Origin of the sequence: Microbacterium sp., assembly GCF_047607465.1 — a bacterium.
Taxonomy (GTDB): domain Bacteria; phylum Actinomycetota; class Actinomycetes; order Actinomycetales; family Microbacteriaceae; genus Microbacterium.
In genome coordinates, this window is record NZ_JASGCY010000059.1 from 1 (window position 1) to 19841 (window position 19841).

23 protein-coding genes, 1 tRNA gene and 1 pseudogene are annotated in these 19841 nt (G+C 70.2%); 15 read left to right on the forward strand and 10 right to left on the reverse strand.

Annotated features, from left to right (window positions below; translation table 11 throughout):
- From QM568_RS08200 to QM568_RS08240, 9 genes are all read left to right on the forward strand, one after another.
- Nucleotides 1-939 (forward strand): ABC transporter permease (locus QM568_RS08200; protein WP_415137667.1); only part of this gene is annotated, 939 nt, incomplete at its 5' end.
- 108 nt (nt 940-1047) lie between these two features.
- Complete coding sequence (locus QM568_RS08205) at nt 1048-1938, forward strand: ParA family protein (RefSeq protein ID WP_415137669.1); 891 nt, start codon at nt 1048-1050, stop codon at nt 1936-1938.
- Nucleotides 1928-2755, forward strand: coding sequence for a segregation and condensation protein A (locus QM568_RS08210; RefSeq protein ID WP_415137709.1), 828 nt, complete (start codon nt 1928-1930; stop codon nt 2753-2755). Before QM568_RS08205 ends, QM568_RS08210 begins: the two co-directional genes overlap by 11 nt.
- Nucleotides 2745-3341, forward strand: coding sequence for an SMC-Scp complex subunit ScpB (gene scpB / locus QM568_RS08215; RefSeq protein WP_415137671.1), 597 nt, complete (start codon nt 2745-2747; stop codon nt 3339-3341). The genes QM568_RS08210 and scpB overlap by 11 nt, the downstream gene beginning before the upstream one ends.
- Nucleotides 3338-4126 carry a pseudouridine synthase gene (locus QM568_RS08220; protein WP_415137673.1) on the forward strand — a complete coding sequence of 263 codons (789 nt, stop codon included), beginning with the start codon at nt 3338-3340 and terminating at the stop codon, nt 4124-4126. The genes scpB and QM568_RS08220 overlap by 4 nt, the downstream gene beginning before the upstream one ends.
- Nucleotides 4123-5256: a prephenate dehydrogenase gene (locus QM568_RS08225; RefSeq protein WP_415137675.1), complete on the forward strand. Its 1134-nt coding sequence runs from the start codon at nt 4123-4125 to the stop codon at nt 5254-5256. Before QM568_RS08220 ends, QM568_RS08225 begins: the two co-directional genes overlap by 4 nt.
- Complete coding sequence (cmk, locus tag QM568_RS08230; protein WP_415137677.1) at nt 5249-5959, forward strand: (d)CMP kinase; 711 nt, start codon at nt 5249-5251, stop codon at nt 5957-5959. Before QM568_RS08225 ends, cmk begins: the two co-directional genes overlap by 8 nt.
- 40 nt (nt 5960-5999) lie before the next feature.
- Entirely contained in the window at nt 6000-7472 is a 1473-nt protein-coding gene (gene der / locus QM568_RS08235; protein ID WP_415137711.1) for a ribosome biogenesis GTPase Der, read from the forward strand.
- A gap of 61 nt (nt 7473-7533) precedes the next feature.
- The gene (locus QM568_RS08240) at nt 7534-8430 is read left to right on the forward strand and encodes an NUDIX domain-containing protein (RefSeq protein ID WP_415137679.1); all 897 of its coding nucleotides are present in this window, start codon (nt 7534-7536) and stop codon (nt 8428-8430) included.
- Here the strand turns inward: QM568_RS08240 and QM568_RS08245 are convergent, their stop codons facing one another.
- From QM568_RS08245 to QM568_RS08260, 4 genes are read right to left on the reverse strand one after another with little or no spacing between them, the layout of a single operon-like run.
- The gene (locus tag QM568_RS08245) at nt 8431-8793 is read right to left on the reverse strand and encodes an RNA-binding S4 domain-containing protein (protein WP_415137681.1); all 363 of its coding nucleotides are present in this window, start codon (nt 8791-8793) and stop codon (nt 8431-8433) included.
- The gene (locus tag QM568_RS08250; RefSeq protein ID WP_415137683.1) at nt 8793-9449 is read right to left on the reverse strand and encodes a lysoplasmalogenase family protein; all 657 of its coding nucleotides are present in this window, start codon (nt 9447-9449) and stop codon (nt 8793-8795) included. Before QM568_RS08250 ends, QM568_RS08245 begins: the two co-directional genes overlap by 1 nt.
- Nucleotides 9449-9904, reverse strand: coding sequence for a hypothetical protein (locus QM568_RS08255; protein ID WP_415137685.1), 456 nt, complete (start codon nt 9902-9904; stop codon nt 9449-9451). The genes QM568_RS08250 and QM568_RS08255 overlap by 1 nt, the downstream gene beginning before the upstream one ends.
- Before the next feature lie 16 nt (nt 9905-9920).
- Complete coding sequence (locus QM568_RS08260) at nt 9921-10505, reverse strand: GNAT family N-acetyltransferase (protein ID WP_415137687.1); 585 nt, start codon at nt 10503-10505, stop codon at nt 9921-9923.
- A gap of 109 nt (nt 10506-10614) precedes the next feature.
- Here QM568_RS08260 and QM568_RS08265 point away from each other — a divergent pair.
- From QM568_RS08265 to QM568_RS08285, 5 genes are all read left to right on the forward strand, one after another.
- Nucleotides 10615-10691 (forward strand) — tRNA-Pro (locus QM568_RS08265).
- 225 nt (nt 10692-10916) lie between these two features.
- Nucleotides 10917-11696 (forward strand): hypothetical protein, encoded by a 780-nt coding sequence (locus QM568_RS08270; RefSeq protein ID WP_415137689.1) that lies wholly within the window; start codon nt 10917-10919, stop codon nt 11694-11696.
- The gene (locus QM568_RS08275) at nt 11689-11823 is read left to right on the forward strand and encodes a hypothetical protein (protein WP_415137691.1); all 135 of its coding nucleotides are present in this window, start codon (nt 11689-11691) and stop codon (nt 11821-11823) included. Before QM568_RS08270 ends, QM568_RS08275 begins: the two co-directional genes overlap by 8 nt.
- 68 nt (nt 11824-11891) lie before the next feature.
- Nucleotides 11892-12572 carry a hypothetical protein gene (locus tag QM568_RS08280; RefSeq protein WP_415137693.1) on the forward strand — a complete coding sequence of 227 codons (681 nt, stop codon included), beginning with the start codon at nt 11892-11894 and terminating at the stop codon, nt 12570-12572.
- Nucleotides 12554-12871, forward strand: coding sequence for a hypothetical protein (locus QM568_RS08285; protein WP_415137695.1), 318 nt, complete (start codon nt 12554-12556; stop codon nt 12869-12871). Before QM568_RS08280 ends, QM568_RS08285 begins: the two co-directional genes overlap by 19 nt.
- Before the next feature lie 85 nt (nt 12872-12956).
- Here the strand turns inward: QM568_RS08285 and QM568_RS08290 are convergent, their stop codons facing one another.
- The 5 genes and pseudogenes from QM568_RS08290 to QM568_RS08310 form a co-directional block, all read right to left on the reverse strand.
- Complete coding sequence (locus QM568_RS08290; protein ID WP_415137697.1) at nt 12957-13766, reverse strand: ABC transporter ATP-binding protein; 810 nt, start codon at nt 13764-13766, stop codon at nt 12957-12959.
- Between the two features lies 1 nt (nt 13767).
- Nucleotides 13768-14823, reverse strand: a complete 1056-nt coding sequence (locus tag QM568_RS08295; protein ID WP_415137699.1) for a FecCD family ABC transporter permease — start codon at nt 14821-14823, stop codon at nt 13768-13770.
- Nucleotides 14820-15836, reverse strand: coding sequence for a FecCD family ABC transporter permease (locus QM568_RS08300; protein WP_415137701.1), 1017 nt, complete (start codon nt 15834-15836; stop codon nt 14820-14822). Before QM568_RS08300 ends, QM568_RS08295 begins: the two co-directional genes overlap by 4 nt.
- A gap of 52 nt (nt 15837-15888) precedes the next feature.
- Nucleotides 15889-16728 (reverse strand): annotated as a pseudogene (fepB, locus tag QM568_RS08305) (Fe2+-enterobactin ABC transporter substrate-binding protein); the annotation flags it as partial.
- A gap of 12 nt (nt 16729-16740) precedes the next feature.
- Nucleotides 16741-16890 (reverse strand): hypothetical protein, encoded by a 150-nt coding sequence (locus QM568_RS08310; RefSeq protein ID WP_415137703.1) that lies wholly within the window; start codon nt 16888-16890, stop codon nt 16741-16743.
- A 177-nt stretch (nt 16891-17067) separates the two neighbouring features.
- On the opposite strand from QM568_RS08310, the gene QM568_RS08315 reads away from it, so the two are divergent.
- Complete coding sequence (locus QM568_RS08315) at nt 17068-18846, forward strand: SIP domain-containing protein (RefSeq protein WP_415137705.1); 1779 nt, start codon at nt 17068-17070, stop codon at nt 18844-18846.
- A 296-nt stretch (nt 18847-19142) separates the two neighbouring features.
- On the opposite strand, the gene QM568_RS08320 is transcribed toward QM568_RS08315, so the two are convergent.
- On the reverse strand, nt 19143-19841 hold a 699-nt coding region (locus QM568_RS08320; protein WP_415137707.1), incomplete at its 5' end, for an OB-fold nucleic acid binding domain-containing protein.

Below are 19841 nucleotides of genomic sequence, written 5' to 3' on the forward strand. Positions count from 1 at the left end.
CTGCTGGCGGGGGTGGAGAGCGCGGCCGTCGTCAGCGAGGTCGCCCACGCTGATGACGAGACCAAAACGGCGGTCCCGGTGAACGACCCGTCGGCGGCACCCGCCGCCTCCCCTCGGCTCTACGCGGCGTCGCCGGATTTGCTCGATGCGGTGGCTGGTGCGCTCGTCACCGGCCGGTTCTTCGATGCGGGGCACGACGCGCGAGCCGATCGGGTCGCGGTGATCGGCGAGCGCCTCGCCGAGGACTTCGGGATCAACCGCGTCGACTCCCAGCCGTCGATCTTCATCGCCGGCGTCGCATATGCCGTGATCGGCATCGTCGACGGCTTCGAGCGCAAGAGCGAGCTGCTGGACTCGGTGATCGTGCCGATGGGGGCAGCGAGAGCGGACTTCGCCCTCGCGGCGCCCTCGGAGCTCGACATCCGCATCGTCGTGGGGGCGGGCCCTCAGGTCGCCGAACAGGCGGTGCTGGCGCTGCAGCCCGATGAACCGGACACCCTCAAGGCGCGGGCGCCGGCCGCAGCCTCCGATCTCAGCCAGAACGTGCAGGCCGACGTCAACGTCGTCTTCCTGATCCTCGGCGTGATCGCCCTGCTCGCCGGTGGCCTCGGCATCGCGAACGTGACGCTCCTGGGCGTCATGGAGCGCGTGGGCGAGATCGGCCTGCGCCGAGCGCTGGGCGCCACCCGCCGGCAGATCGGCGCGCAGTTCATGGTCGAGTCGATCGTCATCGGCTTCATCGGCGGGCTCATCGGCTCGGCCCTCGGCGTGCTCGCCGTGCTCGCCGTGGCCGTGGTGCAGGGATGGACGCCCGTCACCGATCCGCTGGTCGCCGTCGCCGGCGCCCTGCTGGGTGCGCTCGTCGGATGGGGGTCGGGCTGGTATCCCGCCCGCCGTGCGGCGCGGATCGAGCCGGTGGCGGCGCTGCGCGGGGCCTGAGCGCGCTCTCAGCGTCGTCGCCGGGATCGCCGGATCGCCGGGGCATCCACCGGGCGCGTCCGGTGTCTCCCGCTACAATCGAGCAAGCACGAAGGAGCAGGAGAACCGGTGGCTGACAACGCGGCGAAGTCCAGGGCGAAGGCGAAGAAGGCCGACGACGCACCCATCGGACCCACCGGGCGCCCCTACCACGGCTTCCCGACGCCCGAGCCGCTGGCCTCGCACGGTCCCGCGCGCATCATCGCGCTGTGCAACCAGAAGGGCGGCGTCGGCAAGACGACGACCTCCATCAACCTCGCCGCGGCCCTCGCCGAGTACGGGCGCAAGGTGCTCGCGGTCGACTTCGACCCGCAGGGCGCGCTGTCGGCGGGACTCGGCATCCAGACCCACGACGTGCCCACCGTGTACGACCTGCTGCTGGACATCAAGCGCGACGCGCACGACGCGATCGTGCACTCCCGGGTCCAGGGGCTCGACGTCATGCCCGCGAACATCGACCTGTCCGCCGCCGAGGTGCACCTCGTGAACGAGGTGGCGCGGGAGACGATCCTCTCCCGCGTGCTGCGCCAGGTCTCGGGCGAGTACGACGTCATCCTCATCGATTGCCAGCCCTCGCTCGGGCTGCTCACCGTCAACGCGCTCACCGCCGCGCACGGGGTGCTCATCCCGCTCGAGTGCGAGTTCTTCGCGCTGCGCGGCGTTGCGCTGCTCATCGAGACCATCGACAAGGTGCGCGACCGGCTGAACCCGGCGATCACCCTCGACGGACTGCTCGCGACCATGTACGACCCGCGCACCCTGCACTCGCGCGAGGTGCTCGAGCGCGTGGTGGAGGCGTTCGGCGACGATGTCCTCGAGACTGTCATCGGCCGCACCGTGAAGTTCCCCGACGCCTCGGTGTCCGGCGTGCCCATCACCGAATTCGCGCCCGAGCACGCGGCCGCACAGGCGTACCTGCGTCTGGCGCGGGAACTGGTCGCTCGCGGTGCTGTCGCCTGATCCGGCATCCGAGGCTGTCGAAGGGGGCGAGCCCGTCGAAGGGTTCCGCGTCTCGCTGTCGAACTTCGACGGCCCGTTCGATCTGCTGCTGAACCTCATCTCGAAGCACGAGCTGGACATCACCGAGGTGTCGTTGAGCGCCGTGACAAACGAGTTCATCTCGTACCTGAAGGAGCTCGACGCCGCCGAGGAGCTCGATCAGGCATCCGAGTTCCTCGTGGTGGCGGCGACCCTGCTCGACATGAAGGTCGCAGGTCTCCTTCCGCAGGGCGAGCTGGTGGATGCCGAGGCGGTCGCGCTGCTCGAGGCGCGCGACCTGCTGTTCGCGCGGCTGCTGCAGTACCGCGCGTTCAAAGAGGTCTCGGCGTGGTTCGCGCGGTGCCTGCAGCGCGAGGACCGGCGGCATGCCCGCGCCGTGCGGCTCGACGAGAAGCACCGCAAGAAGACGCCGGAGCTCGTGTGGTCGCTGTCTGCATCCGACTTCGCGGCGCTGGCGATGCTCGCCTTCGCGCCGAAGGAGATCCCGCACGTCGGTCTTGATCACCTGCACGCGCCGCTGGTCAGCATCCGCGAGCAGGCGGCGATCGTCGTGACGCTGCTGCGCGGCACGGAGTCGCTCACCTTCCGCGAGCTCGTGTCCGGCATCACCGAGCCGGGCATCGTCGTGGCGCGCTTCATCTCGGTGCTCGAGCTCTACCGGCATGCAGCGCTGTCCTTCGAACAGCTGGAACCGCTCGGCGAGCTGACGCTGCGCTGGGCCGCCGACCACTGGTCGGACGAGACACTTGCGACCCTGGGGGCCGACTATGACCGATGACCCGACGACGACCCATGACGCTCCGCCGACGTCGCCGCTCGCGGAGCGCATCGAGGCGATCCTGCTCGTGATCGACGAGCCGATCGGACTCGTCGCCCTCGCCGCCGCCGTCGGCTCGCCGGTGCCCGCCGTGCGGCAGACGCTCGAATCGCTCGTGGCCGACTACGACGGCGAGGGCCAGGGGCCGCGCCGCGGGTTCGAGCTGCGCGAGGTCGGCGGCGGCTGGCGGCTGTACGTGCGCGAGGACCACGATGACCTCGTGGCCGAGTTCATCGGCGGGCAGGCGCCGGCCCGGCTTTCGCAGGCTGCTCTCGAGACGCTCGCCGTGATCGCGTACAAGCAGCCGGTGACCCGCGGCCAGGTCGCATCGATCCGCGCCGTCAACGTCGACTCAGTGGTGCGCACCCTGCTCGCCCGCGGGCTCATCACCGAGCTGTTCGCCGACGCCGAGACCGGCGCGATCAACTACGGCACGACCGACGCGCTGCTGCAGCATCTGGGCATCAACTCGATCGACGAGCTGCCCCCGATCTCGCCGCTGCTCGACGACGGCGCCGACGGATTCGATGAGGGAGTGATCCGATGACGGGTTCGCAATCCGGTGCGGAGGGCGTGCGCCTGCAGAAGGTCCTCGCGGCGGCGGGAGTGGCCTCGCGCCGGGTCGTCGAGAACTACATCGTCGAGGGGCGCATCCGGGTCAACGGCACCGTCGTCACCGAGCTCGGCACCCGCATCGATCCCGAGAAGGACCTCGTCGACGTCGACGGCACCGCGGTGCAGCTCGATGTCTCCAAGCGCTACGTCATGCTGAACAAGCCCACCGGCGTCGTCAGCAGCATGCGCGACGAGAGCGGGCGCCCCGACCTCCGCCGCTTCACCAAGGTATACGACGAGCGGCTGTACAACGTGGGGCGATTGGATGCCGAGACCAGCGGTCTGCTCATCCTCACCAACGACGGCGAGCTCGCTCACGTCCTCGCGCACCCCTCGTTCGGGGTGACCAAGGTGTACATCGCCAAGGTCGAGGGCGCGGTCACCGCGCAGACGATCTCGAAGCTCACCAAGGGCATCGAGCTGGAGGACGGGCCGATCAAGGCCGATAAGGCGCGGCTCCTCGACACCTCCAGAGGGTCGAGCCTGGTGGAGCTGACCCTGCATTCGGGGCGCAACCGCATCGTCCGCCGCATGATGGCCGCGGTCGGGCACCCCGTCACCGAGCTCGTGCGCCGTCAGTTCGGGCCGCTGCACCTGGGAACTCTCCCGGCGGGGAAGAGCCGCGAACTGACTAAAATCGAGTTGGGCGCGCTGCTGACTCTGTCGCGCCAGGATTCCGGTGTCGCCGAGGCGCCAGGCGAGCAGGAGAACGAGTGACCGATACGACGAGTGCGCCCAGCGCGACCCGCGGCGCCGTCGCGGCGCGCATCGCGGGCACCGTGCGCATCGTCGGCACGGGGCTGCTCGGGGCGAGCATCGGCCATGCCCTGCGTGCGAAGGGCGTGGACGTGGTGCTGTCGGACACCTCGCCCGCGCAGCAGCGGCTCGCCGTCGACTACGGCGCCGGGCGCGCTCCCGGCGAGGACGACGCGCCGAAGCTGATCGTCGTCGCCGTGCCGCCCGAGGTCACCGCCGATGTGGTCGAGGCCGAGCTCGCGCGCTTCCCCGAGGCTGTCGTGACGGATGTCGCGAGCGTCAAGCTCGAGCCGTTGCGCACGCTGACCGCCCGGGGCGTCGACATCCGCCGCTACATCGGCTCGCACCCTCTCGCTGGCCGCGAGCGCGGCGGAGCCATCTCGGCCCGCGCCGACCTGTTCATCGGACGCCCCTGGGTGGTGTGCCGCGACGGGGAGACCTCGGCCGCGGATCTCGCTCTCGTCGAGGCGCTCGCCCTCGACGTGGGCGCGCAGCCGATCGAGATGTCGCCCGAGGAGCACGACCGCTCGGTCGCCCTCACCTCGCACGTGCCGCAGGTCGTCGCAAGCCTCCTCGCCGGACGCCTCGCCGAAGCGGAGGAGGGCGCCCTGCGCCTGGCCGGCCAGGGCGTGCGCGACACCACGCGCATCGCCGCGTCGGCGCCGGAACTGTGGGTGCAGATCCTCGGGGCCAACGCCGCGCCGGTCGTCGAGATCCTCGACGCGCTGGCCGACGACCTGCGCGAGGTGTCCGATGCGCTGCGCGCTCCCGAGCATCCCGGTGCCCGCCGCACGGTCGCCGAGGCGATCCGTCACGGCAACGAGGGCGTCGAGCGCCTCCCGGGCAAGCACGGCCAGAACCGTCGCTTCGAGACCCTCGTCGTCATGGTCGACGACACCGCAGGCCAGCTCGGACGTCTCTTCGGCGAGCTCGGCGAGCTGGGCGTCAACGTCGAGGACCTGCGCCTGGAGCATTCGCCTGGCGCCCAGATCGGCCTCGCCGAGATCAGCGTCGACCCTGCGGCCCTGCATGCGGCGGTCAGCGGACTCACCGAACGCGGCTGGCGGATAGCGGGGAACACCAATGACTGACTCTTCGACGAACCCTTCGGGCGCCTCGGCAGCGAAGTTCATCGCGATCGACGGACCGGCGGGATCGGGCAAGTCCAGCGTCTCGAAGGCCATCGCGCGCACCCTCGGCTTCGGCTATCTCGACACGGGCTCCGCGTACCGCGCTCTCGCCTGGCATGTGCTCGAGCGCGGTGCGGACACGGACGATGCCGCAGCGGTGCTCGCCGCGGCATCCGACTTCCCCGTCCGTCTCGGACTCGACCCCGACGATCGCACCGTGCGCGTCGGCGATGTCGATGTGACCGAGGCGATCCGCGCCCCCCGCGTCTCCGGCGCGGTCAGCGGCGTCGCCCGCGTGCCGGCGGTGCGCGAGCAGGTGAACGTGCTCTTCCGCACCCTCGTCGCCGAGGCGCCGTACGAGGCTGTCGTCGTCGAAGGGCGCGACATCACGACCGTGGTCGCCCCCGACGCCCCCGTGCGCATACTGCTGACGGCCGCCCCCGAGGTGCGCGCCGCGCGTCGCGCCGGCGAGCTCGCCGGCGAGAACGCGGACGCGGTCGCTGCTGCCCTGCACAAGCGCGACGCCTCCGACAGCGCCGTCGTCGACTTCCTGAACGCCGCCGACGGCGTCGAGATCGTCGATTCGACCGCGCTCGATTTCCCCCAGACCATCGACGCCGTGCTCGCGGTGATCGCACGACTCCGAGGAGCACACCGTGGCTGACGACGAATACGAAGGCGGCCCTGACCACCTCGCCGAGAAGATGGCGGCGCTCGACGAGCAGCTCGCCGACCAGCGCGCCGAGACCCTGCGCGCAGGGCTCGCCGATTACGAGCTCGACGACGAGGACGCCTCCCTTCTCGCCGGCGTCACGCTCGGCGAGGACGGCATCGAGTACTTGCCGGCCCTTCCCGTTGTCGCGATCGTCGGGCGGCCGAACGTCGGCAAGTCCGCGCTCGTCAACCGCATCCTCGGCCGCCGCGAGGCCGTCGTGGAGGACACCCCTGGTGTCACGCGCGACCGCGTGACCTACAAGGCCGAGTGGAACGACCGGCGCTTCACCCTCGTCGACACCGGGGGCTGGGAGCCCGACGCCAAGGGCATCGACCGTTCGGTGGCGGCACAGGCCGAGGTCGCGATCGATCTGTCGGATGTCGTGCTGTTCGTCGTCGACGCCATGGTCGGCGCGACGTCGACCGATGAGCACGTCGTGCGCCTGCTGCGCAAGAGCGGCAAGCCGGTGTTCCTCGTCGCCAACAAGATCGACGACGCCCGTCAGGAGCCGGAGGCCGCAGCCCTCTGGAACCTCGGCCTCGGCGAGCCGCACCCGGTGTCGGCGATCCACGGCCGCGGGGTCGCGGACCTCCTCGACGCCGTGCTGGTGAAGCTGCCGGAGATCTCGGCAGTGGCCGGTCACGAGATCGGCGGTCCCCGCCGGGTCGCGATCCTCGGACGGCCGAACGTGGGTAAGTCGTCGCTGCTGAACAAGGCGGCAGGTGAGGAGCGCGTGGTCGTCAACGACCTCGCAGGCACCACGCGCGATCCGGTCGACGAGGTCGTCGAGCTCGGCGGCAAGATGTGGCGCTTCGTCGACACGGCCGGCATCCGTCGTCGGGTACACATGCAGCAGGGCGCCGACTTCTACGCGTCGCTGCGCACGTCGGCGGCGCTGGAGAAGGCCGAGGTCGCCGTCGTCGTCCTCGACGTGTCGGAGTCGATCAGCGAGCAGGACGTGCGCATCATCGACCTCGTGCTCGAGTCGGGGCGCGCTCTCGTGCTCGCATTCAACAAGTGGGATCGTCTGAACGACGACGACCTCGAGAACGCCGACCGCCGCCGGTACCTCGAGCGTGAGATCGAGCAGGACCTCGCGCACGTCGCGTGGGCGCCGCGCGTGAACATCTCCGCGAAGACCGGTCGTCACCTCGACAAGCTGGTGCCGGCGCTGGAGACGTCGCTGGCGAACTGGGACCGCCGCATCCCGACCGGCAAGTTCAACGCCTTCCTCGCCGAGCTCGTGGCCGAGCATCCGCACCCGCTACGCGGAGGCAAGCAGCCGCGCATCCTGTTCGGCACCCAGGCTTCGACGCGTCCGCCGACGTTCGTGCTGTTCACCACAGGTTTCCTCGACCCTGGCTATCGCCGGTTCATCCAGCGCCGCCTGCGCGAGCTGTACCCATTCGAGGGCACGCCGATCGTGATCAACATGCGGGTGCGCGAGAAGCGCCAGCGCTGAGCTGTTCCGGTCTGTTTCGACACGCGACGACAGCACGCCGTCGCTGTGAAAGGCTGGGGGCGTGACTGTCGTACCTCCCGCCGCCGGTGAACCGCGTCGTCCGCTCGGGCCGCTCAATCCCGGTGACGCCTGGGTCGTCGCCGATTCGGGGGAGCGGTACTGGGGGCGCTTCGGCGCCGCCGGTCTTCTCGCGCACGATCCGGTGCGCGGCGTGCTGCTGCAGCACCGGGTCGCGTGGAGCCACTTCGGCGACACCTGGGGGCTGCCCGGCGGCGCCCTGCACGAGGGCGAGAGCGCTCTCGTCGGCGCCGTGCGCGAGGCGCAGGAGGAGGCCGGGGTTCCCGGTGACGCGCTGCGCGTGCGGTTCACGAGCGTCTACGACGTGACGATCTGGTCATACACGACCGTCGTCGCCGATGTCGTCGAGCCGTTCGAGCCGGTGATCAGCGACCCCGAGAGCGTCGCGCTCGAATGGGTTGCGCTCGACGAGGTCGACCGGCTGCCGCTGCATCCGGGGTTCGCGGCGGCGTGGCCGGCGCTGAGAGGGCTGCTCGATACGCGCCCGGTCGTGGTCGTCGATGGCGCGAACGTCGTGGGTTCCGTGCCGGACGGGTGGTGGCGCGATCGCCTCGGCGCCGCTGCGCGTCTGCGCGACCGCCTCGCCGGCGTCGGCGTGGCGGGCGCCGAGTTCGGACTCGGCGGGGCGGAGTGGTTCCCCGAGGTCCGCCTCGTCGTCGAGGGGCAGGCCAAGCAGCTCGGGGCCGGCGAGGGCGACGTCGTCGTGATCGGAGCGGATGCCGCCGGCGACGACACCATCGTCGAGGAGGCGGCGCGGCTGGCGGCGGCCGGGCGCGCTGTCATCGTCGTGACGAGCGATCGCGGGCTGCGCGGCCGCGTGGAGGCCTCGGGTGCGCGCGTGCAGGGCGCTGGGTGGATTCTGGAGCGCCTCGAGCGGTAGTCAGTCGTCGTCGCGCCCGCGCAGCCGATCGATCTCGCGGCGTTCGCGCTTGGTCGGACGGCCGGCTCCCCGGTCGCGGACCCCGAGCATCGCCTGCGGCTCGCGCTCGGGGGTGCGGTCCTCGTAGGCGAGGGCGGCGAGGGGCGCGCCGACGCGTTTGACGAGCAGCTGGCGCACGATGAGGATGCGGTCGAAACCGGAGATGCGGATGCGCACCTCGTCACCGATGCGCACGTGCTGCGCGGCCTTGGTCTTGTCGCCGTTGACGCGCACGTGCCCCGCGCGGCAGGCGGTGGTGGCCGCGGAGCGGGTCTTGTAGACGCGCACGGCCCACAGCCAGCTGTCGATGCGGGCGGCGTCCATCAGCGGCTCCTTCTGGCGCGGGCGCTGCCGAGGGCGCCGGCGACGATGAGGCCCTGGCCGAGCGTGTAGGTGAGCATCACCGCGGGGCTGCCCCATGGTGTGACGGCAGCGGGCAGGAAGATCTGGAAGGCGAGGATCGAGTCGCTCACCAGGAAGAAGGCGCCGCCGGCGATGGTGAGGGGCCGTGCCCGGGCGGAGGTCGCCGCTGTGCCGCCGAGGACGAGCCCGTACAGGGCGAGGGCGACCAGCAGACCGCCGGCGTGCGGACCGATCACGCTGATCATGGCGATCCACCAGGCGGTGTAGATCAGCGACCACCACGGCATCCGCTTCTCGGCGAGGAAGCGCAGGAACAGCGCGATGTAGGTGATATGGGCGATGCCGAAGAAGCCGAGCATGAGCGGCAGTTCGGGCAGCGTCGGGAAGAACGCGCCGGCGCCGTCGCCGAGCCAGGAGAAGACGATGGCGGTGAGGAGGAGCGCGGTGACGGGTGTCTTGATCCGGCGGGCGGCGATGAGCACCGGGACGGCGAGCAGCGGCATCAGGGCGAGCTTCGTGGGCGCGGCGAGCGGACTGCCGATGGTGAGCAGCACGACGTGCGCGGTCGATGCGACCGCATAGGGGGCGAACGCCCAGAGCAGAAGGGGCCGGCGCATCAGGATTCGACGGTCACGTTCTCGACGGCGCCGTCGGGGCCGAGGTGGACGGCGGGCCAGTACCCGTCGGGGAAGTGATCGCCGCAGTCGTCGGTGAAGTGCAGGATGATCGTGCCGTCGGCGGCAGCCTCGATCGTCTCGAGCACGAGGTCGGAAGCGGCGTCGTCGAGCTCGTGCGGTTCGGGTTCACCGGTGCTGAAGCGGGTGACGACGGCATCCGATGCGGTGCGGGTGAGCGTGCCGAGGCGCGAGACGGTCTCGCGGACGCGGGGCAGGAGCGGGGCGATCACGTCGGGCGTCGTCCCCTCGAGCATGAGGTCGAGCTCGTGGCCGTCGACGGCGACCGTGCCGGCGTACCAGTCGTGCACGAGGACATCGCCGTCCTCGAGCGCGGTGACGGCGCGGGTGAGGGGGCCGAGGACGTCGTCTTCGACGATCGGATGCTGCTCGCTCATGCCTCCACGCTAGCGGTCAGCCGGCCAGGTCGAGCGCGACGAGCGGGCGTCCTGGTTTCATCTCTGTCTTCACCTCGAAGCCGGCGGCGAGGAACGTGCTGAGTGCGCCGTGGAACAGGTCGTTCGTGCTCACCTTCACGGCGCCGGTGTCGATGGGATAGCCCTCGATGAGTCGCGCCCCCGACCTTCTCGCGTAGTCGATGGCGGCGTCGAGGAGTGTGCGGTTGAGGCCCTTGCCGCGGTGCTCGCGGCGCACGACGAAGCAGGTGACAGCCCAGACGGTGCCGTCGTCGAACGGCTCGGCGGTTGCCGCGGCGATGATGCGGGTGCGGGGGAGGCGCGCCTGAGAGGTGCGCGGGCCGATGCGGATCCAGCCCGCGGCCTCGCCGTCGACGTAGGCGACGATGCCTGGCGGAGGACCCGCATCGATCTCTTCGCGGAGTAGCTCGGTGCGCTGCTCCTTCGTGGACGCGTTCCAGTCCTTGTTCGTCAGCACCGGCCAGACGCACTGGCAGCTCGCCCCGTCGCCGCCGCCGGTGAGAGCGTGCTGCACGTCGTCCCAGCGCGGCGTCGTCGCCGCTTCGGTCGTGATCGTCGTCATGGGTGCGACGCTACGCCGGGGGTCGGACACGCGCAACGAAGGGTGGTTCGCGGAGCGCTCGCGCATCAGGCTAAGATAGGGGAGTTGCCTGAGCGAGAGCGAAGGCCAACGGGCTGTGGCGCAGCTTGGTAGCGCACTTGACTGGGGGTCAAGGGGTCGCAGGTTCAAATCCTGTCAGCCCGACCAGAAAGTCCTGGAAACTCAAGGGTTTCCGGGACTTTTCCGTAGGTGAGATTTGATTCGGTCATCACATCTACGGCTGGCGCGCCCGTGGTCTCGGTCCGCGCGCATATCGCTTCGGGAAGCACCTGAAGTTCGCGCTCTCGGACGTGCGGATCTGGATCGAGCAGCAATGCGACCCCGAACCGCCTGCACTGGCGGATGGGCGGTGACCCGGTGAGCCGGCAGCGTTTGACCATCGGCACCTTCGGGGAGATCGGCCACCTCGTGAGCCCCAACGGTCGCGTTGTCGCCCGCGCCCGCTACCGCAACTGGGATGGCAAGACCCGGCTCGTCCTGGACACCGGGAATACACGGAAGTCCGCCGAGCGGGCGTTGAAGGCGAAGCTCGCCGACCGGACCCTCTTCCAGCCGTCGTCCTCGGCGCTCACCCCGGACAGCCCGTTCCCGGACGTGGTCGCGTACTGGCTCGAAGGCCTCGAGCTCGAGGATCGACTCTCGAAGACCACCCTGCAGTTCTACGAGCGCAACATGCGCACGCTCGCGCTGCCAGCATTCGAGCATCTCACTCTGCGAGAGATCGGGGTCGCCCGTTGCGGCCACTTTCTCAAGCGGCTCGCGAAGCAGAGCAGCATCCGCGCCAAGCAGGCCTGCGACTCGCATTCTGCCTCGCAGCCAGGCATCAGGTACCGCCACGCGATCCGATGGACCTTGTCTCCCGCCTGCGGCGATCGCCGCCGCCGCCGAACGCGCGGATGCCTGCGGAGGTGGCCGCGATCCGGGCCGCCAGTATTCTCTGGGGCCGGGCGCTTGCCGTCGGCTCCGAAGCCCGATGGACAGCTCGAAGCGATCGTTGAGGTGATGCTCGGCACCTCTGCTCGCATCGGTGAGGTGCTCGCGATCCGGCGGCGAGATATCGACGTGACGAGCCCTGTGTCATCCATCCGCATCAACGGCACCATCGTCACTCACGGCGGACAACGTGCGCCGCCAGCTCCGCCATATGCTTGACCTCGCCGGAGTCAGCGGCGCCAACCCGCACATGTTCCGGCGAACCATCGCGACCGCGATCAATGAACGGGCCGGCGTCGAACTCGCCGCCGAGATGCTCGGCTGCGTTTTCAAGCAGGCCCCATGAGTGCTCTGACTCTTGGCTCGCTCGCTGATTCGTGTCACAATACTTCCTGATTAGGAAGTTTTCTGACAATGGTGGATCTGACCGCAACTCAACTGGCAGAGCGCCTCGACGTCACGACACGTCGAGCGCGCGATCTGCTGCGCTCGGGAGAGATCGCCGGGCGCCAACTCGCGAACGGGACGTGGCTCGCCGACAGCGACGCCGTCGCCAGATACGAGGTGTCGGCAAGGCGGGGCTCGGGTCGCACGCTCGACGCGGCCACCGCGTGGGGACTGCTCTGGGAACTCTCCGGCATCGACGCTGACTGGCTGAGTGCCAGCACCCGGGCACGTGTACGCCGCCGCATCCGCGACTCGGACGCCGAGGCGATCACCACTACGGTATCGAAGCGCACGCGTGCGCATCGCTTCACCGCGGCGAATGCGGAGCGTGCGTCGGCCGGGCTTATCCGCACTGGCCGTGCGGCGGTGAGCGTGCTCGATACCGACCTGATCGAGGATGCGAGCCAGGTTGCCGGCTACGTGCGGTCAGGCACAATGGACGACTACGCGAAGAACCATTTCATGGTTCCCACTGCTGCAGGGCGCGACGTGATCTTCGAGAACACGCTGCCGATCGACTACACGGCCGATACCATGCCGGCATCCGTTGTGGCAGCCGACCTCGCGATGAGCACCGACACTCGCGAGCGAAGCGCGGGGCTCCGCGCGCTTGAGGCAATGAGGCAGCGATGGCTGGCCGCACACTGACGGTTGATATGGCGGATGACCACCTCATCCCGGCCTGGCGCACCGTCATCGAACTCGCCGAGAGCGGTGTCTCTGAAGAATGGACGCTCGTCGGCGGTCTGATGGTCGCCGCTCACGCGAGACGCGCTGGCGTGATGATGCGTCGTCCGACCGACGACGTAGATGTGCTCGTTGACTATGTGACGGACGAGCTCCTTGACCCGGCACACGTCTCCTGGGTGAACGTCGACCTTGCCGACAGGGAACGCGGGATGTTCAATCTTCGCTTGATTCGCCAGGTGATCGGCTTGCAGGATTGAGGCCTTGGCTCGTGCGTGCGCATGCACATCGTCATCCGTCGGATGCCGAGGAATCGCAACGATCAGCCGGGCGACCCGGCCCGGCTCAGCTCGGCTCGGCGATGCTGGCGATCGGGATCACCATCGGCGTGCCGAAGACGGGATCGGGCACGACCCGCGCCGTGAGCTCGAACACCTCGCGCACGAGTTCCTCGGTGAGCACCGTCGAGGGGTCGCCCGCGGCGATGAGCGCCCCGTCCTTGAGGACGATGAGATGGTCGGCGTACCGCGCGGCCTGGTTGAGGTCGTGCAGCACGAGCACCATCGTGCGGCCTTCCTCGCGGTTGAGCCGTCGGCACAGCTCCAGCACGTCGAGCTGGTGCGCGATGTCGAGATAGGTCGTGGGCTCGTCGAGCAGCATCACCGGAGTGTTCTGCGCGAGCAGCATCGCGATCCATACCCGCTGGCGCTGGCCACCGGAGAGCTCCTCGACGGGGCGATCGGCCAGCGCCGACACCCCGGTCGCCGCCAGCGCCTGCTGCACGGCGGCCTCGTCGTCGAGCGACCACTGCTGCAGCATCCGCTGGTGGGGGAAACGGCCACGCCCGACGAGGTCGGCGACGGTGATGCCGAAGGGCGCCACCGACGACTGCGGGAGCAGTCCGAGCCGACGCGCGAGATCCTTCGGGGCGAAACCGCGGATGTCGGCGTCGTGCAGCAGCACGCTTCCCGTCTGCGGTGTCAGCAGGCGCGACAGCGCGCGCAGCAGCGTGGACTTGCCGCACGCGTTCGGGCCGATGATGGCGGTGACGGCGCCGTGAGGTACCTGCACCGACAGGTCTTCGGCGACGCGACGGGAGTCGTACGAGAGCGTCACGGACTGCGTCTGCAGCGCCGGCGCGGAAATGTTCGTCATGTCAAACCTGCTTCGAACGGGTCAGGAGCCAGATGAGGTAGAGGCCGCCGATGATGCCGGTCATCCGTCCGATCGGGACGACGGCGTCGAAGGGGAGCGTCTGCGAGAGCACATCGGCGGCCACGAGGATGCACGCGCCCATCGCCGCCGCGCTGACCACCGGCATCCCCCGAGTGCGGGCGAGCCGCGTCACCAGCTGCGGGGCGGCGAGGGCGACGAAGGCGATGGGGCCCGCAGCACCCACGGCGAGGCCGGCGAGCAGCACAGCGAGCACCATCATCCACACGCGGGTGCGCTCGACGCGCACGCCGAGCTGCTGGGCGAGGTCGTCGCTCATCTCCATCATCGAGGCGCGGCGCGCGAGCAGGGCGACGATCGGGATGAGGAGCAGCGTGCCGATCATCACCGGAACGGCATGCGTCCAGGTGCGCGCCGACAGGGAGCCGGCTAGCCACATGTTCGCGGCCACGGCGTTGTCGAGGTCGCCGAGCACGAGCATGAGCCCGTTCAGCGCACCAAGCACCGCGCCGACGCCGATGCCGACGAGGATGAGCCGGTAGCCGCCGGTCACCCCGCCCTTCACCGACAGCAGATAGACGATCAGCGCCGTGCCGAGTCCGCCGCCGACCGCACTGAGCGACACCTGCACGGGTTCGGCCTGATAGAGCACGATCTGGGCGATGGCTCCTGTGGCCGCGCCGGTCGTGAAGCCGATCACGTCGGGGGAGCCGAGAGCGTTGCGGGAGACCGACTGGAAGACAGCGCCGGAGACGCCGAGGGCGGCGCCGCAGAAGATCGCCGCCACCACACGGGGAATACGGATGCGGTTCACGATCTGCGCGTGCTTCGGATCGGCCTCGACGCCGAACACGGCGGCGACCACTTCGCCGAAACTCAGTCGCATGGTGCCGATCTGCATCGCCACGGTGCTCAGCACGAACACCAGCGCCAGAAGCGCGACGCTCACGATCAGCAGCCGCGGGGAGATGATGACCGACAGCGGGCCGATCCGCAGCACGAAACCGCGGGGGTGCAGGGTACGGGTGGCCGTGCTCATAGCTGCGCGATCCTCCTGCTGCGGACGAGGTAGACGAAGAACGGCCCGCCCAGCAGCGCGACCATGATCTCGACGCTGATCTCGCCCTGCGGCGGGATGATCCGGCCCAGCGTGTCGGCGACGACGATGAGCAGAGCGGCCAGCAGGCCGGCGTAGGGGAGCACCCAGCGATGGTCCACCCCGGCGATCAGCCGGGCGAGGTGGGGTGCGGCGAGGCCGAGGAAGGCGATGGGGCCGGCCGCCGCGGTCGCCGCCCCCGCGAGGATCATGACCGCGACACCCGCGAGCGTCCAGACGCGGTTCGGGCTGCCGCCGAGCGAGCGGCTGAGGTCCTCGCCGAGCATGGCCGAGTCGAGCGGACGGGCGAGGGCGAACGCCAGCACGAGGCCGACGAGCGCCAGAGCGCCGACCGGGAGGAGCACCTCGTACCCCCGCCCCGCCACGGAGCCGACCATCCAGTGCCGGAACCGCTCGAAGACCTCTTCGAGGCCGTTGAGGATCACGAGCTGGGTCAGCGCACCCAGCACGATGCTCAGGGCCGCTCCCGCGAGCACGAGGCGCACCGGGTTCGTGCCGCGGCGCACACCGCCGAGCAGGTACACGGCGGCGCCGGCGAGGGCCGCGCCGAGGAGACCGAGCCACATGTAGTGCACGGGCGCGGTGAGGTTCAGGAAGGCGATGCCGCAGGCGATGAGCACCGCCGCGCCCGAGTTCACCCCGAGGATGCCGGGCTCGGCCAGGGGGTTGCGGGTGAGGGCCTGCATCACCGCGCCGGCCACGCCCAGGCACAGCCCGACGAGCACCGACACGAGGGCGCGCGGGATGCGCTGGTTCACCACCAGCAGGTGCTCCGAGCTCGTCGGGTCGAAGTCGACGATCGCCTGCCACGTGGTCGACAGGGCGATGTCCCTGGTGCCGAAGCATGCGCTGACCAACGTCGCGACGACGAGGAGTGCGAACAGCGCGACGATGCCGATGCGGCGCCGGAGGAATCGGGAGGGAGCGGTTGCCATGGAGCGGATGCGGGAGGCGGCGCCGGTCCGAAGAGCCGGCGCCGCCCTGGTATCAGTTGCCGAAGAGCTCGACGATGTGGTCGACGATCGCCGTGGCGCTGAACTTGTCGATGCGGAACGACGACTTGCCAAGGCCGTACACCTGGCCGGCCTTTACCGACGGCACGTTCGCCATGGTCGGGTCCTGGGCGAACGCCTGCGCGCCCTCGTCGTCCTGCGCGAGGATGAACGAGGTCTCACTGGTCAGCTCGGTGAGGTTCTCGTACGTGGCGAACACGAAGTCCGAGCGCTGATCGCTGATGGTGTGCCACTCGACGGGCGGGTCTTCGAGGGTGAAGCCGAGCGACTCGAGCACGTCGCCGTGCACCGAGCCCTTGCGGGCGATGTTGTTGTTCTCGCCGGGGCCGTTGAAGCTGAAGATCTTGGCGGTGCCCTCTGGCACCGTGATCTTCTCGGCGGCATCCGCGACGTAGGCGTCGTACTCCTCGACCGAGGCCGCGGCCTCCTCCTCGAGTCCAGTCGCCTCGCCGAACTGCGCGGCGAGCTCCTGCCAGGTCACCGCGCCGTAGTCGATCACGATGGTCGGCGCGATCTCCTCCAGCTCGGCGACGTTGTCGACGAGCGAGTCGGCGCCGCCGCGAGCGACGACGATGAGGTCGGGATCCTGCGCGATGATCGCCTCGAGGTCGACCTCACCGGCGGGGAAGATGTTCTCGACGCCGTTCTCCTCGGCGAGTTCCGCCCACTGCGGGAAGAACTGCCCGTTCGCGGCCGAACCCGATGCCACCACCGGGGCATCGATCGACAGCAGCGTGCCGGTGGCGGTCACGGTCGTCGAGACGATGCGCTCGGGCTGAGCGGGGATCTCGGTGACGGTGCCGTCGGTGTTCTCGAAGCTGCGCGGCTATTCGGACGCGGTCGACTCCTCCGGGGCGGCGGACGTCTCGTCCTCCGGCGCCTCGGCAGACGAGCAGCCGGCCAGAGCGACGGCTCCGGCCACGAGCAGCGCGACGCCGCCGAGCCTCGTGGTGCGGCCGTTCAGTGCGATGGGCATGCGGTTTCCTTTCGGTCTGGACGTCCTCGCGGGCGCGGAGCGGGCGCAGAGCTGATTTCATGCGGCCGGTTCGTACGGGTTCCGAGGACGGGAAGGCTCCCGATAGAGTGGAGCAGCCAAGGACACCCTAACCTTACCGAGCGGCCGCACGCGGACCGACGACAGGACTCCACCGATATGCCCCGCAGCCTTCGCCCCCTCGAGGTCTTCCCGATCACGACCCGCGTGCTGGAGGTGCTGCGAGTCGAGAACGTCACCCCGGGGATGCGCCGGGTGACGCTCGGCGGGCCCGCTCTGCACGCGCATGCGGCGCCGAATGGACGCCCGGTCGGGGCGTTCCGCTCCGACGGCTTCGACGACGAGTTCAAGATCTTCCTCCGGCATCCTGATGCGGAGCGGGCCGTCGTGCCGACCCAGGCCGATGGCGTGCTGAACTGGCCCCGCGAGGACCCGCATCTGCTGTTTCGCACCTACACGGTGCGCCGCTGGGACCCCGAGCGCGGTGAGATCGACGTCGATTTCGTCAACCACGGTGTGGGCCCTGCCACGAGCTGGGCGAATCGGGTCACCGCGGGCGAGAGCGTGCAGATCGCCGGGCCGAAGATGTCGATGGGGCACCCCGAGGGTGTCGAATGGACCCTCGTCGCCGGAGATGAGACGGCGCTGCCTGCGATCGGGCGCTGGCTGGAGGAATGGCCGCAGGGGCGCCGAGGGCACGTGCTCATCGAGATCGCCGAAGACGCGCATCGGCAGGAGCTCCCCGTCCCGGAGGGCGTCTCGCTCACCTGGCTGAGCCGCGACGGCGCCGCACCGGGCACGACCTCGCTGCTGTTCGATGCGATCCGCGCGGTGGAATGGCCCGGCACCGACGATGTGTTCGTTTGGATCGCGGGGGAGACGCTCACGCTCATCCCGATCCGGCGCTGGCTCCGGCACGAGAAAGGGCTGCCGAAAGAGCGGGTCGAGGTCACCGGGTACTGGCGCCGGCACGACGTCGCCGTCTCCGAGGACGATGAGACCCTGCCCGACCTCGACGCGGGGGCGGATGACGCCGCGCGGCTGCACGAGCTGAGCGAGCTCGCGCCGGGCTTCGCGCTCCGCGTCGCGGCGACCATCGGTCTCGCGACGGCCTTCGAGCGCGATGAGCGCACTGCGGCGGAGCTCGCGTCGGCGACAGGGACGGATGCCGGGGCGCTCGCGCGCCTGCTGCGCTACCTCGAGGCGATCGGCGTTGTCGATGCGGTGCCGGGGGAGCGCTACCGGCTCACCGATCTCGGGCGACTGCTCGACGACGACCACGTGACGGAGGAACTCGATCTCGGCGGGCCGACGGCGCACCGCGAGCTCGGCGGCCTGCTGTCGCTGCTGGCGGCCGTGCGGACCGGCGCCGGCGACTACGCCCGTTGGTTCGGAGCGTCGTTCGCCGAGGCCGAACGCGCGGACGCCGCGCGGCTGGAGCGTCGCCGTGAAGAAGAGGAGGAGCTGGCCGTCTACGTGGCCGGCGCCGTGGCGGCAGCGCTCGGGCTCGACGCCGGTGCCGCCGTCGCCGTCGCCGGCAGCGCCGCGGGGAGCTTCGCCGAGGCGATCGTGGCCGCGCATCCCGATGTGCGCGTCGCCGTCCGGGGCGCGGCGGCGCCGGCGGATGCCGCCGTCGACGTCCTCCTGCTGAGCGAGGCGGTGCGATCCCTGCCCGACATGCAGGCCGTCGAGATGCTCGCCGGCGCTGCGGCGGGCGTGCGCCGCGGCGGGCGCCTGATGCTCTTCACCCGTCCGCTCCTGCCCGAGCTGGCCGACGATCACGATTACGAGGACGACCTCGTCGAGTTCGCGCTGAACGGCGGCGGCGTGCGCACGCATGAACAGCACGAGGCGCTGTTCTCGGCCGCGGGGCTTCCCGCGCCGACGCGGCGCACGATCGGCTGGGGCTGGACGCTGTACACGGTCGAGATCGCCTGACCGGGTGGGTCGAATCGCCGGGGTGGGTGCCCTCCCGAGTGGCCCACCCCAGATGGATCGCTCGAGAGGGCTCACCGTCCATCCCGGACGGCAGGGGAGGCGGCGAAAATCGCGTCTCTCTGCGGCTGAATCCCCAGCGCTCAGCCTGTAGCCCCCGCTACTGATGTCAGAATAGCCCTCTTTCCCCTTGTCCACCATTTGGGGGACAAAGAAAGTTGCAGATTTTCTGGATCCTCGGGTAGGGGCGGCGATCGGATGCCGGAGCCGCCTGCCGAGCGCGTCTGGTGATCCGGCGCTCACCGGAAATCCCGTGAGCGGTGTGCGAAGCCGGTCCGCAGATCCTCGAAGGCGTCGGCGAGCACGTTGACCACGCCCTCATCGGATCTCTCCAGGATCCCGCGGATGATGAGCGCCGGAGAATCCCGGGCGACGCGGAGGAATCGCGCCCACACCCCTGCCGTGCAGACGACGTTGACCAGACCGGTCTCGTCCTCGAGGTTGACGAAGGTGATGCCGCCTGCGGTCGACGGCCGCTGCCGGTGCGTGACGACGCCGGCGACCTCGATGCGCCGCCCGGCCTCGTGATGCTGCAGCGCGTTCGCCGGGAGCACCCCGCGTGCGCGCAGCTCGTCGCGGAAGTGGGTGAGCGGATGGTCGTCGGTGGAGACCCCCGTCGCCCAGAGATCCGCGGCGAGCCGCTCGTAGCCCGACTGGTCGGCGAACAGCGGGGGCTGGACGGCGACGACGGTTCCGGCGAGGTAGCGGGAGCGGTCCTCGGCGGCGGCGCCGGCGAGCCAGATCGCCTCCCGGCGAGCCAGCCCCAGGCAGTCGAACGCGCCCGCGGTGGCGAGCGCCTCCAGCTGGGCGGCCGTCGCGTCGGTGCGCCGTGCCAGGTCGCCCAGGTCGCGATAGCGGCCGTGCGCCTCGCGCTCGGCGACGATGCGTGCGGCCATCGCCGCGCCGATGCCGCGCACGCCGCCGAGGCCGAGCCGCAC